Annotated in this window: 11 protein-coding genes and 1 pseudogene; 2 read left to right on the top strand and 10 right to left on the bottom strand. The window is 38.5% G+C overall.

The window, feature by feature from the left end:
- Window positions 1–23: 23 nt before the first annotated feature.
- From N178_RS19845 to N178_RS19830, 4 genes and pseudogenes are all read right to left on the bottom strand, one after another.
- Window positions 24–1,022 carry an ABC transporter ATP-binding protein gene (locus tag N178_RS19845; protein WP_045294360.1) on the bottom strand — a complete coding sequence of 333 codons (999 nt, stop codon included), beginning with the start codon at window positions 1,020–1,022 and terminating at the stop codon, window positions 24–26.
- 4 nt (window positions 1,023–1,026) lie between these two features.
- A pseudogene (locus tag N178_RS19840) lies at window positions 1,027–1,982 on the bottom strand (ABC transporter permease).
- On the bottom strand, window positions 1,966–2,895 hold the full coding sequence (locus N178_RS19835) for an ABC transporter permease (RefSeq protein ID WP_080890226.1): 930 nt from the start codon (window positions 2,893–2,895) through the stop codon (window positions 1,966–1,968). Before N178_RS19835 ends, N178_RS19840 begins: the two are co-directional and overlap by 17 nt.
- Window positions 2,896–2,909: 14 nt before the next feature.
- Entirely contained in the window at window positions 2,910–3,734 is an 825-nt protein-coding gene (locus N178_RS19830; RefSeq protein WP_045294358.1) for a M55 family metallopeptidase, read from the bottom strand.
- Between the two features lie 252 nt (window positions 3,735–3,986).
- On the opposite strand from N178_RS19830, the gene N178_RS19825 reads away from it, so the two are divergent.
- Entirely contained in the window at window positions 3,987–5,282 is a 1,296-nt protein-coding gene (locus N178_RS19825) for a purine/pyrimidine permease (protein WP_045294356.1), read from the top strand.
- 28 nt (window positions 5,283–5,310) lie between these two features.
- On the opposite strand, the gene N178_RS19820 is transcribed toward N178_RS19825, so the two are convergent.
- The 3 genes from N178_RS19820 to N178_RS19810 all read right to left on the bottom strand — a co-directional run bounded on the left by N178_RS19820 (window position 5,311) and on the right by N178_RS19810 (window position 11,515).
- Complete coding sequence (locus N178_RS19820) at window positions 5,311–9,516, bottom strand: tetratricopeptide repeat protein (RefSeq protein WP_045294352.1); 4,206 nt, start codon at window positions 9,514–9,516, stop codon at window positions 5,311–5,313.
- Between the two features lie 167 nt (window positions 9,517–9,683).
- Window positions 9,684–10,925 (bottom strand): bacillibactin exporter BcbE, encoded by a 1,242-nt coding sequence (locus N178_RS19815; RefSeq protein ID WP_045294350.1) that lies wholly within the window; start codon window positions 10,923–10,925, stop codon window positions 9,684–9,686.
- Window positions 10,926–11,227: 302 nt separating this feature from the next.
- Window positions 11,228–11,515, bottom strand: a complete 288-nt coding sequence (locus tag N178_RS19810) for a hypothetical protein (RefSeq protein WP_013056176.1) — start codon at window positions 11,513–11,515, stop codon at window positions 11,228–11,230.
- Window positions 11,516–11,791: 276 nt separating this feature from the next.
- Here N178_RS19810 and cspD point away from each other — a divergent pair, with 276 nt between their 5' ends.
- Complete coding sequence (cspD, locus tag N178_RS19805) at window positions 11,792–11,995, top strand: cold-shock protein CspD (RefSeq protein ID WP_013056175.1); 204 nt, start codon at window positions 11,792–11,794, stop codon at window positions 11,993–11,995.
- Between the two features lie 59 nt (window positions 11,996–12,054).
- Here cspD and N178_RS19800 read toward each other — a convergent pair whose 3' ends face one another.
- From N178_RS19800 to N178_RS19790, 3 genes are read right to left on the bottom strand one after another with little or no spacing between them, the layout of a single operon-like run.
- Window positions 12,055–12,327: a DUF2564 family protein gene (locus N178_RS19800; protein WP_013056174.1), complete on the bottom strand. Its 273-nt coding sequence runs from the start codon at window positions 12,325–12,327 to the stop codon at window positions 12,055–12,057.
- Between the two features lie 56 nt (window positions 12,328–12,383).
- The gene (locus N178_RS19795; protein WP_013056173.1) at window positions 12,384–12,566 is read right to left on the bottom strand and encodes a zinc-finger domain-containing protein; all 183 of its coding nucleotides are present in this window, start codon (window positions 12,564–12,566) and stop codon (window positions 12,384–12,386) included.
- Window positions 12,567–12,595: 29 nt separating this feature from the next.
- Window positions 12,596–13,249, bottom strand: coding sequence for a ribonuclease H family protein (locus N178_RS19790; protein WP_045294348.1), 654 nt, complete (start codon window positions 13,247–13,249; stop codon window positions 12,596–12,598).
- Window positions 13,250–13,454 lie beyond the last annotated feature (205 nt).

The following is a 13,454-nucleotide window of genomic DNA, read 5'->3' as shown; positions in this document are numbered from 1 at the left end:
AAGTTCTCTATTCATCTATAAATCTAGCTTATAGTTGTTACAAATTTTTGGGCTCTCTCATCTTGAAGCCAGCAGTGCACTTGGTGACTTTCTTTCAGCTTTGTCGATACAGGATAAATGCGATCACATACTTCCATTACGTAAGGACAGCGAGGTGCGAACGAACATCCGGATGGAGGTGCAAATAAATCAGGAGGTGATCCTGCAATAGGCACAAGCTCACTTTCGTATAAATCTAACCGAGGAACTGAACGCAGCAACCCTTTTGTATACGGGTGCTGCGGCGTATAAAAGATGTCTCTTCTTGTTCCAATTTCTACAATCTTTCCTGCATACATTACGGCAATACGGTCAGCTACCTGAGCAACTACACCTAAATCATGGGTAATTAAGACAATGGATACATCCGTTTTCTGCTGAATATCCTTAAATAATTCTAAAATCTGCGCTTGTATCGTGACGTCCAGAGCTGTGGTAGGTTCATCAGCAATTAGCACTTCGGGATTGCATACAAGGGCCATTGCAATGACAATACGCTGTCTCATTCCCCCGCTAAATTCATGAGGATATTGCTTTAGGCGTTCTTTAGGATTTGGAATTCCGACTAGCTCCAGCATTTCAAATGCTTTTTCTTTAGCTTTTTCTTTTGAGATGTTTTCATGTTGCATAATATTTTCTGCAATTTGCTCACCTACGCGAAGAGTTGGGTTAAGCGCAGTCATAGGATCCTGGAAAATCATCGAAATATCAGCGCCTCGAATGTCTCGCATTTTCTTTTCTGATAGTTTCGTTAAATCCTGGCCTTTAAATAAAATAGAGCCGCTTGTGATCCTGCCCGGAGGTGTCGGGATTAACCTCATAATACTTTGAGATGTTACGCTTTTTCCGCACCCTGACTCTCCTACAATCGCTAGTGTTTCTCCTTTATGTAAATCAAAACTAACGCCTCTTACAGCTTGAACTTGCCCTCCGTAAGTTGAAAACTGTACGTGTAAGTTTTTGATTTGAATCATTTTTTCCATTTTCTTACCTCCTTAATTTCGGATCAAGTGCATCTTGCAGTCCGTCTCCAAGGACATTAAAAGCAAACATGGTAAGAGAAATAAAAAAAGCAGGAAAAAACAAACGCCACCAATAGCCTGATAGAATCGTTGATAAACCATCGTTTGCCATTACTCCCCAGCTGGCATAAGGAGCCTGTACACCCAGTCCTAAAAAGCTTAAAAAAGCTTCAGCAAAAATGGCAGTGGGTACGGTTAGTGTCATTTGAACGATAATCGGTCCCATCGTATTTGGAAGCAGGTTCCGCTTAATGATACGGCTAGTTTTTGTTCCAAACGTTTTGGATGCAAGCACGTATTCATAGTTTTTTATTTGCAACACTTGCCCCCGTACAATTCTCGCCATCCCGATCCAACCTGTAACGGAAAGTGCCACAATGATCGTAGAAAGCCCCGGGCCCATGACTACCATCAGTAAAATCACAACTAATAAATAAGGAAGACCGTATAAAATTTCAATGACGCGCATCATGACATTATCTGTTTTTCCGCCTTTATAGCCTGAGAACCCTCCGTAAATGACACCGATGATAAAATCAATAAGCGCTGCCATCAGTCCTACAAATAAAGAGATTCTAGCTCCGTACCATGTCCGAGTGTACATATCTCTGCCTAAGTCATCCGTTCCAAACCAATGACTAGCTGAAGGAGGAAGGTTTTGCTCTGTAAAAGAAGCTTTCGTTACGCTGTGCGGTGAAAACATAGGACCGAATATAGCCATCACAACAAGAATGACTAAAAAAAAGAGACCCAGCATAGCCAACTTGTTTTTTACAAGCCTGCGCCATGCATCATGCCAATAAGAAAGGCTCGGCCTTACAACTGCCTCGGCTTCAGATTTCTTTTTTTCTTTGGCGTAAACCACTCATCAGGAATTTGCTTATACTCCTGTTTTTCCAGCACGTTATCCCTCCTTCTTATACAGTTTGATTCGTGGATCAAGTATTCCGTAAGCAATGTCTACTAAAAAAAGCATAATGATGAGAATCGAACTGTAAAAGACCGTAGTGCCCATAATTACGGGGTAGTCTCTCGTATTAATACTGTCCACAAAATATTTTCCCATCCCAGGAATAGCAAAGACTTGTTCAATAACAAATGTGCCGGTTAATACGCTGGCTGCAATCGTTCCAAGAACTGTTATGACAGGCATTAAAGCATTTCTAAGCGCATGCTTAAAGATAATTTTTACTGGCGAAAGCCCTTTTGCACGCGCTGTTCGAATATAATCTTGAGTTAGTACTTCTATCATGCTTGAGCGAGTCAAACGTGCAATAATAGCCATAGGACCTGTAGCAAGAGCTAGAGTGGGAAGAATCATATGTAAAGGGCTCGTCCACGTAGCGGCCGGTAAAATTTTCAAGTTAACAGAAAGCTGTTGAATTAATAACGTGGCCATAACAAAATTTGGAACCGACAATCCGATAACTGCTACGCTCATCGCAATGTAATCAATTATTCCATTTCTTCTAAGAGCAGCGATAATCCCTAGTGTAATACCGGAAATCACCGCAAAAATTAACGTCACCATTCCAAGTTCAAATGACACGGGAAACCCTCTTCCTAAAAGGTCGTTAACCGTTTGAGACGGCTGTTTAATGGAAGGACCAAAATCAAAGGTAACAATGGATTTTAAATAAAGAATATATTGCACAGCTAGCGGCTCATCTAAGTGATAAAATGATTCCAGGTTTTTTTGAACTGCATCGCTTGTCGCTCGTTCTTCATTAAATGGAGATCCGGGAATCGAATGCATTAAAAAGAAGGTTAAGGTCACAATTACCCACAGCGTAACAAGCATGGATAAAAATCGTTTCAAAATATAACTTTTCACCTTTATCCCACCTTCTAACAGAATGTTGTGCGCGTAGCTAATTCAGTCATAACAAGCATGGCCTGATAAGCTTCTAAAATATCTTTTGCTTGAAACCGAACGGCCGTCGTTCCAGATTCAATTTCTGTGCCTGGCATTAAATGAGCCCACTCTGCTTGACCGTAATTTGCAAATTCTATTCGTAAGGTTGGATGTTTAGGTGGAATTAAAGGTTTAACAAGGTGTTTGTGCTGAATAGCTGCGGCTGTTTTTTCTTGAAGTAATTGTTCTGCTTTCTTAGGGGTTAATGTTTTGGCTGCAGAACGTGAAATGGCTTGTTTGACGATAGCAGTCGTCACGTTTGGAATAAGCTGCTGTGCTTCCAGCGCCGTTTGGTCATCACCGGCTACCATTAAAACTGGCACGCCGTAATAGCCTGCGACGTATGCGTTGAAGCCTAACTCTCCAATATTCATATCGTCTATGTACATATTGCGAGCACCAAATATCATCGAATGAGACATGACACCGGGCATGGACGCTTTAGCATGATACCCTAGAAACATAGCACCATCAAAAGTCTGATCTAATCCCTGTACCATTGAATATGGTTTTACGCTTCCTGAAATAAGCTGAGTTTCTGGATGAAGCCGTTCAACAAGGAGATTATTCATACTCGAATGACTGTCATTTACCACAACTTCTGAGCACTTTTCTCTAAATCCTGCATAAATTACTGCATTTGCTTCATCCGTCATTATTTTGCGGCTTCTTTCATAATTTTCTTTCTCTCTCAGGACATTTGTGTGATCGACGAGTCCCGTAATTCCTTCCATATCAACCGACAGGTATAGTTTCATTTTTCTTATTCCTCCTCCTTCCTTGACTGTTAGTCAGTTCATTATAAATTATTCTTATGTTTATAATTTATAATTGTAAGAAAATTATAAATTATCTTTCTTCCTTTTACAACAATATATTGAATTTTTTGACACTTTACTCATTGTCCTTTTAACAAGATATCGCTTACAAATTGGAAATCCCATGGTAAAATAATAGAGCAACCCGTTGGTTCATTCAGCCGCTCGCCGGCATTAATTGAGGTGTTAAGAATGTTTCGAGTTTCCATTGCTTCGCTACAATGGTTTTTATTTATGATTTCTAATAGTATGATTGTTCCTATTGTAATTGCTTCTCAGTTTCATTTAAACGCAGCGGATTCTATTCAATTTTTACAGCGAACGTTATTTATTTTGGCTTTATCCGGGCTCTTGCAGGTGTTTATAGGGCATAGATATCCAATCATGGAAGGGCCGGCTGGCGTTTGGTGGGGCGTCTTTTCTCTGTATGCGAGTCTTGGAACCGTTCTGTTTGGTTCTCATTCTGAAACGCTCCGCGTGCTGCAGTTCACTCTCCTTATAAGCGGGATAATTGCTATTTTGATGAGCCTGTTTGGTCTCATTGATAAACTAGCAAAATACTTTACTCCGACAGTTACCGGTACATATTTAATTTTATTAGTGACGCAGCTCAGCGGTTCCTTTTTAAAAGGAATGTTTGGCATTACAGAAACGAATTCAGCTATCAACCTTCCAATTGCGCTGGCTTCAGCTGCGATTTTGCTGCTGACTTTTTATTTATTATCGCACCGGACGTTAAATAAGCTCAGCATTATTATTAGTATTGGTGTAGGCTGGGGAGTATTTGCAATGCTAGGGTTAGCTAAACCTATCGAATTTCAGGCGCAGTTATTTTATATACCTAAAGTGTTTGTATTCGGAGCTCCTCGCGTTGAATGGAATATGGTTGTTACTGCTTTTTTTGTGACGCTCATTTTAATTACAAACATGCTCGCTTCTATTCGTGTTGTTGAGTCTGTTTATAAACACAAAGGAGAAAAAATTGAAAAAGACAATATTAAGCGTTCCGGGATGGTTTCGGGTATAAGTCAGCTGCTTGGAGGATTGTTTTCAGGTGTCGGTGCCGTTCCTATTTCAGGTTCCGGTGGATTTATTTCAGCTACAAATCTTTATAGCCGAGTTCCTTTTATTGTAGCATCATGCTTTTTGCTTTTTCTGAGTATCTTTACTCCTTTAACGTCCATTATGTCCGCTCTTCCTCCTCCAGTCGGATACGCGGCAATCTTTCCTGTTTTTACAGGTATGATGGCTCTTGGAATTGGAGAATTCAAGCATGCCAAACAGCCTGAAAAAGCGATGAAAAAAGCCGGTATTGCGTTGCTGTCGGGGATAGGGGTTATGTTTTTGCCTTCCCAAGCTTTTTCAACGCTGCCACCTTTAGTTACTACGTTTTTAAGCAACGGATTAGTTCTTGGCACCATTATCATTCTTGTACTGGAAATTTCCGAATCACTTTCTTTGAAAAGACAAGGTGCAAAAGAGGGATAAAAAAAGAGCTGAAACTCAGCTTCTTTTTTTATCTTCTTACCGTTAATCCTTTTAGTTCATCGTCTTCCATAGCCATTTCATAAAATTCTCCCGTTTCATCGTGCGCTAAAACATAATCCAACTCTTCCTGAGCAGAAGCAGTTTTTCCAAGAACAGCTAGATAGCATGCCAAGTTATAGCGAATAAAAAGGTCTTCGTCTCCACTTTCTACTCTGGTTATCATAAGCGAAGCTGCTGCTTCTGTTTCACCTTCTAAATGATACGCGATACCTAAATCGGTATACATCCCTTCATACTCTTGACGCTGTTCAATTGCTTTTTGAAGAAGCTGAACAGTTTCATGATAACGTTCTGTTTTATTATACAGTTTTGCTAGTCCTGCATATATGTCAGGCTGATAAATCTCCTGCTGAAGTAATTCTTGAAAAGCTGCCTCGGCTTTTTCTACTTCTTCAAGGTTACTCAAAATAAATGCTCGGTATATCTGCAAATCTATATGATATGGCTGCTGTTTGAGAAGTTTTTGAACTAAGTTTAGCGCTTCATGTGCAACCTGTTCATTTTCATGGATATTAACGAGTATATTGGCTAAATGATAGGCAACATCAAAATCCCAGCTTTGATGCAGCGATTTTTTCAGCACGGTGATGCTATCTTCAATTAATCCTTTCTCTTCGTAAAAAGCCGCAAATGCATGTACAGCCTCTTTATTATTCCTATCCGTTTTTATAGCAAGTTCATACAGTTCAATCGTTAAGCCAAGCAGCGTAATCGTTTTTGCTTTTGCTTTGAATTTGGCTAAGCTTCGTTTGAAGATAGATCCTTGCTGCTCTTCTACGATCGAATCAGCATACTCATTTAAAGCCTCGGCTGCATTTTTAAATAACAAGCTTTTGCTTTGTTTTTCCATTTTTATCTTTTTTAAATCTTCCGTAAGCCCGGACAGTTTTTTTCCATTTGGAAAGCTAGACATGAATGTTTGAAATAGAGCGTAATCTTCCGGATCCCCACTTAGCAACTCTGTAAGAATTTTTCTAGCTTCTTCATATCTCTGCTCCATGATGAGCCATTTTGCCTGATGATGGCGAATAGCAGAATTCTGTGAATCCAGTTCAAGGGCCTTCTCTAGATACGTTTCAGCCTGTGAAATGTCTCCTTTTAAGCGATACACATGAGCCTGGCTGTCAGCGAGCCATTGAGGCAGCACAATTTCCTCTACGCTCTTTAATACCTCTAACAGCTCTTCATACTCTTTCTCTGTTTCACAAAGTGAAGCTGCGTGCTCAACGTTTACTTCCATAGGATTCAGCTGTATCCATTGCAGCAGCCAATTTCTTTCAGCCGTACGATTTTGTTCTTCACAAGCCATTTCAGCAAGCTTCATACAAGCGGCTTCAAATGTTTTATCAAGAGTTAAGCATTTTTGAAAGGCTTGTTTTGCTTCAGTAATGCGATTCATTGATTGATATATTTCACCTAACCGATAATATGGCAAAGCATCTTGCTTGATACGAAGCGCTTGATGATAAAGTTTCTCACTTTTGGTTAGCTGCTTGGCTTGTTCGTATAATATGCCTAAATAGCACATGTACAAAATCTCATCAGGGTGCTCTTGATGTTCTGCGGTTAAAAACTTAATTCCACGAGTCAGTAAAGCCGTCTCTTCTAAATAACCCGTATATGCTTCTAACACTTCATCTAACGCTGTTTGAGCAAAATGAATTCCTTCTTCATAAAGAGCAAATCCAAACTCTATCGTTTGATTGTCTAGCTCCTTTTGTTTTGCTGCATCCAAAAGCATGCTGCCTGCATCCAACATGACGTCGCTGTTCGATGAAAACTTCTGCGCAATAAGCGTGAGCGTATCAACGGCCGTTAAATGTTCACCTGTTTCTAAATACGCATAAGATAAGCCCAAATACATAAGGGCATCTTCCTCTATTTTTAAGCCTTCTTTATACAGAGCAATAGCTTCTTCGTACCTTTGATTCGCGACGTATAAATCGCCTAGTCTTCCTCGAATTGTCATGTCGCTCGGGAGATGCTTCATGCCTTCTTTGAGATAGCTTTCAGCTTCGTCTGTTTTTTCTAGTTGATATTGTAGCAAATCAGCTATCGAAAGATATGGATAAGGAACAGTCGGCAAAAGCTGTTTAGCTATTTGAAATCCCCGGTAAGCTTTACGAAACTTTTTTAACTGTTCATCACAACGGGCTCTTTCAAACCAGCTGTGCGCATCTTTTTGGTTTTCTTTTAATAACGCGTCGAAAAGATTTCTGGCTTCTGCGTATCTTTCTTTCTCCATTAAAATAAGTCCGTGATTGATTTGTGTATAAGATTCATCGCCATACATATTTAAGGAAATAGTCGAGCATTCAAAAGCCTTTTCGAGGTTTCCTTGGTACATGTATGCAAGTGCTAAATAGCTCCAGTTCAAATGCTGCTCTACGTCTAATTGCAGCGAGCTGCGCAGTGCTTCAACAGCCTCATCATATCTCTCTTCATCCAGCGCAATTCTCCCTTTAAGATAGTGATAAAAAGAGCTATGCTTTTTGTTATCTATGTGGTGTAACAAGGAAGATGCTCCCTTACTGTCGTCAAGTTTAAAATAGGCATATGCGGCGTGAAGCTTAAGATAATCATGATTGCTATATTTCTCTAACACATAATTAATACACGTACGAATATAAGCTTCGTGCTCTTTTCTGTACAAATGCTTCATACTGTAAATAGCGGCAAATGGAACATGCTCATTTGCTTTTAATAAAGAAACAAGATCGTTAATGTGCGCTTCTTCATCCGCTTCAACTAGTTCGATTAAGTCATACAGCTGACGAATAAACTCATCTTGCTCTTTAGAAAATGAAGCGAGGTCCGCTGCCTCTTGAGAAGCAACAATTGATAAAAACCCCGAATTAGCGTAATGCTGATCAAAATTTTTATATTCTACATACGTTGGACTTAGAAAATTAGCATCTTGTACATGGAAAAGTTCAAGTTCATCATCATAGCCAAATACAACTTGAACGTGGGAAGCTTGTTCAAATTCAAGACTGACCAAAATAGGCAGCCCTTTGTCTAATAGTTCTTTAAACTGTTCAACTGTGCCCGTGAAAAACATCGCTGCAAAGCCAAGAGATTCAAAGTAGCTCACCGCAGTTGATAATTTAGATCCTAAGCCCCCGTAAATACGCGTTCCAATCTCATCCTGTGTTTTTTCGGTATGTAAAAGCCTTAACATCATACTCATACTGGCTGGCACGCAATAATTATCTTTTTGAACGATGGGCACAATAGGGAGCTTGATTGTACTGAATTTGTCGTCTGTATGCTTTCCGATTAATTTTTGATAAGGTGAATCTTTTAAACATCGCTTGGTCGAGAGCAGATGAGTAAGCTGAGATGTCTGCTGCTGTTCAAAATAAATGTCGGCGCGCAGCAGCGTAAAAAAATCTTGATAATCGTGATAAGGTAACTTTGAGTCGATAAATTCAATCGTTTCAAGCAAGAGAGAATACTCTTTTAAATCTTTTAATCGCATCACTTTATCCATATATAAAGACGGAAGCTGTGGATAGCGAATAATAGCCTCGTTAATTGTTTCAAGCGATTGTTCATGCTTCCCTTCGTACGCATATAAGTCCGCGAGCATTGCATAGCAAAAATCTCCATTCTCCTTATATGCCGTTCCTTCTTTTAAGCAGGCTTCAGCTTTCATTCTGTCGTTGAGCTGCAAATAAAAATATCCCCATCTGTCAGCCATACCCTTTTGGTTATGTGACGTTACTTGTTTCATCCACTTAGAAGCTTCATCCACTTGTTTCATTTCTAAAAGAATTCTTACCTTTAAGAAATAGATTTTCTCAAGCTGTTCCTTTTTAACTGATTCCGTATCCAGCTGAGAAATTACTAAAGAAAGTCTATCATCAGCGTCGAGTATCTTGCCTTCGCGCAGGAGATCATCGCAATAAAGAGTCACCATTCGAATCGAGCCAAACCGACGATAGCCATATGTCGTTAACATTCGGCTTAAACGATTTAATAAAGCCTCATCACAAAAGCGGATAAGCTCGTACAGCTCTTCTTCCGTTTGTAAGTGTGTTAACCATTCTTTCACAATCCCCGCAAGGCTCTTTGGTTGAAGGCTTTGTACTTCTTCTGTTATATACGCTACAAGATCAAATATTTGATAATGATCTACCATGCTTTTTAATTTCTGATAATTTATACTCAATTCAAAACCACCTTATTCAATAAAATAAGAACTATTGCATATGCTGTCTATAAATTGAAGTATAAGAAATTTCAAGGATTTTTTCTAGACACAATATAAATTTAAGCATATTGACGGGTCTTTAAATAGCAAAGAGCTGTCTTTTATCATAAGACAGCCCCGTAAAATCACACTTCAGCTTTCTTCAGTTTTACGCCGCCTTCAGGTTTTGGTTTGATAGCTTTTAAAACTAAAATTGCTCCTACTGCACTAATTCCTAGAGACGTCTGGAACACAGCCATGTCCGACCACTTCATAAGCAATGTATAGAGAGGAGGTCCAGCTGCTACTCCGACAAAGCGCATCGAACTGTAAAGAGACGTAATGGTTCCTCTCTCTTCCTTTTCAATTCCTTCTGTAATAAGGGCATCAAGACTGGGCAGAGCTGCTCCAATTCCAATTCCACCAAGCACTAAAGTGAATAAAATACTAAAAAGAGACGTATTAAAAAATAAAATGATGAAAGAACATGTTAACAATAAAAAGCCAAAAAAAACAGACCACTTCATAACGATTTTATTATTTCCTACTTTTTTCCCTGCCACAAAAGAAGAAATAGATAAAGCTAGCAAAGGAATAGCCATCACTAAACCTTTTTTCGTATTCACAATATGATAACGCTCCTCTAATATGGTGGATAGGTAAAATAAAACACCGAATAATACAAGCATAATAATGGCGCCTAAAATAAAAATAGCCATAAGCCATCCAATATTTTCTTTGAGCGTCTTCTTCAAATCCTTTAAAAACTGCGTAATATTTTTCTTTTTTTGTTCAGATTCAGAAGAGCTATCATTTTTCGGAACTTTTACTAAAAAGATAACCAAAAGAATCGAAATAAGGCAAAGAATAGGAATGAACCAAAAAGGCAGAAACCAAATCATAGCCGCTAAAAAAGCTCCCAGTATTGGGCTTAGTACTTTCCCAAACGTATTAGCTGTTTCAATTAAACCTAGTCCTTTTGTAATTTCTTGCTCGTCTTTGAACATATCTCCTACACAAGGCATCACAACAGGCATAGCTCCTGCTGAACCTATTCCTTGAATCGCTCGGCCAATTAAGATAACCCAGAAAGGATTGGCCATTTGCCATGAAGCCCAGCCTGTTAAAGCCCCTCCTACTGCAGCAAGCAGCAAACTAGGAATAATAATTTTCTTGCGGCCGAATCGATCTGATAAATAACCAGCAATCGGGATTAAAAAAATAGCGAAAATTGAGTAGACCGTGATAATCATGGATACCTGCAGCGAGCTTATCTGTAGACGTTTTTCAATCACCGGCAATACCGGAATTAACATTGAATTTCCGAGGGTCATGATAAGTGGTACAGAAGCAAGAGCAAGTAAATCCAATTTTTTTCTACTTTCCATAGCGTCCTCCAAACCTTACTTCTAATTAACGTCACAATCACACGTTTTTCAATTTAATCTTTATAAAACTTCTCGTGTTCATTGATTTTAAAGCTTAACTATCTCATTACATAAGATGATGTGTATCTATATTTTTTAGCTAAAAAGGTGATTGCTATTCATGGTTTCACGGTTCTTCTTTAATTTATTGAACTTTAGTATTTATTCCTGTTAATACTTGTAAAAACACATATTTTTAATCCTATATATGAAGAAGCGTACGAGTATCTCCGTACGCTTCTTCATATATAGGCGTCATCTTGTTACACTACTTCACCTCGATGACCATCTCCATCATACATAAACTGTTTATCAATGATATGTTCGATATATATGGTTGTCAAATCACTTTTTTTCACTTGAGCTACAATTAATCCTAACGGATCACCAATGGTGAAGCTTGTTCCATTTTGAAACATTAGCAGCTGCTCATTTAAATGCAATACTCGCTTATAAATTTGCTCTTTCTCTAGGTTGCTGCGGCTCTTTGCTGCTTCGAGCGTTGAAAATAACAAAATAATTTCTTTTCCATTTACTTGTGTACGATACATACACGACCCACTCCTTATCACCGCGTTAAAATTATGCTGACTATACTTTTATTATAAACTAAATTTTCAGTTATTTTTCATCTCATAAGAAATTTTTTTAGTTATACTTATACTACGTTTACGTTAAATAAAATTCAATTTTCAGAAAAATTAAATTTTAATATTGAAATTTTATTTCTTCTTATTATATAATATAAACAATCATTTACCTCTATTGGAAATGATAATTCGAGTTTCAGCAGCATGAGGCTGCACAGTACTAGGGGGATTCAAGTTATGCAAAATGGTAAAGTAAAATGGTTCAACAATGAAAAAGGCTATGGCTTTATTGAAGTTGAAGGCGGCAGCGACGTATTTGTACATTTTTCTGCCATCCAAAGCGAAGGTTATAAATCCTTGGAAGAAGGACAAGAGGTATCTTTTGAAATTGTAGAAGGCAATAGAGGCCCGCAAGCCGCTAATGTCACTAAGCTATCATAAATAGATCTTTTTATTTTATAGTAAAAGAGACTCTTTTCCGAGTCTCTTTTTTGTTATACTTAGCGTTTGGCCTCAGTAAGCTGTTGTTCACATGTTTGAATAGACTGCATGCACTGCTGAAGAAATTGCTCGTCTACTCCTGTGCCATGGGCTTTGGCAGATTGAAGCTGTGCTTTTGCATCGTTAAGCGCATTCGTTGCCTCTTCAAGCTGCTGAGGACTCATACTCATCGTAGCTGTTCCAATCATCTTTTGAGCAGATTGAATAGACACTTCTACTTGCTTTAAATCATTATATCCTGTTGTTACTTCTTCATTTGAAAACTTATCCATTGAAAGAACACCTCCATATGGATAGAATGAAGCTGCTGCCGGCAAATTATACACGCTTACTTTTTAGTCAGCAAATCTCCATACTGCTTAATTTTTTCTCCTACGGTACACTCTTTGATACAAAACGTCTGAGCATATGTTTTGCCCTTTTCTTTATTAAACGTTTTTTTCACAAAACAATCACTACAGTAGTAATCCAATAACTCCGTTACTTCTTCTAATAATTGTTTACGTTCCACTCTCGTTCATCTCCATTTCGTTCTGTGTGTTACACTTGCTTCCTGCTAGCAATTGGTATCCCTTGAAGAGCTTGAGTAGCAAGCTGGTCAGCCTCTTCATTTTCCTTTCTTGAAATAGGCTCATATACCGGTCGGATACCAAGTTCCTGCATTTTATCTTCTATTCGATCTAAGTACCGATTAAACTCTTCTTCGAAACAGGGCCACTCCCCAGCCAGCTGATTTAATACAACCTGAGAGTCACCTCTAAACGTTACCGGTATATGATGAACACCAAGTTCCTCAAGCTCTTGTATTAAATAATAAAAAGCAGCATACTCCGCCTCATTATTTGATTCAATCTCTTGCAGTCTTGAGTTGCGTCGTATTCGGTAAGACTGGTTGTTCTGTTTAAAATAAATCACAACCCCAAGCCCCGCTAAAAGCGTATCGTGCTCATAACCTCCGTCAAAATATGCCACAATATCGTGAGGCTCTGTCTGTACTTCCTGTAAGAGCTTTTTCGCTTCTTTTACAGTCCATTTTTGCTGCTGCTCATCAAGTAGAAAAATTTCCTTCGTTCGACCTGTTTTTTCTAAATCACCCACAATCATTAGCGCCTCATTCGCATCTGTGAAATCGGACGTGAAAACTAACTGTTTATGTTTCGAGGATTTATAATGCCATTCAATTTGGAAATTCATAACGAGCATTCCTTTCATCAGCAATTTTGAATTCAACACTTTTTTCTGCTTTTTTGTATTTTATCTTCTATTATGTCTTTTCATGACAGTTTTCTTACCTAATAAGCGGATTTTAGCGTTTATACGTGCTAATATAAAATAGCTGAAGTACTTATGATACAATACTATTGATGAAAAAACATGGTTTAAGCTTATATTGTTTTAA

Source organism: Priestia aryabhattai B8W22 (genome assembly GCF_000956595.1).
Taxonomy (GTDB): Bacteria; Bacillota; Bacilli; order Bacillales; family Bacillaceae_H; genus Priestia; species Priestia aryabhattai.
The sequence above is the reverse complement of the archived record's forward strand: the minus strand, read 5'-3'. Positions and strand labels throughout refer to the sequence as shown.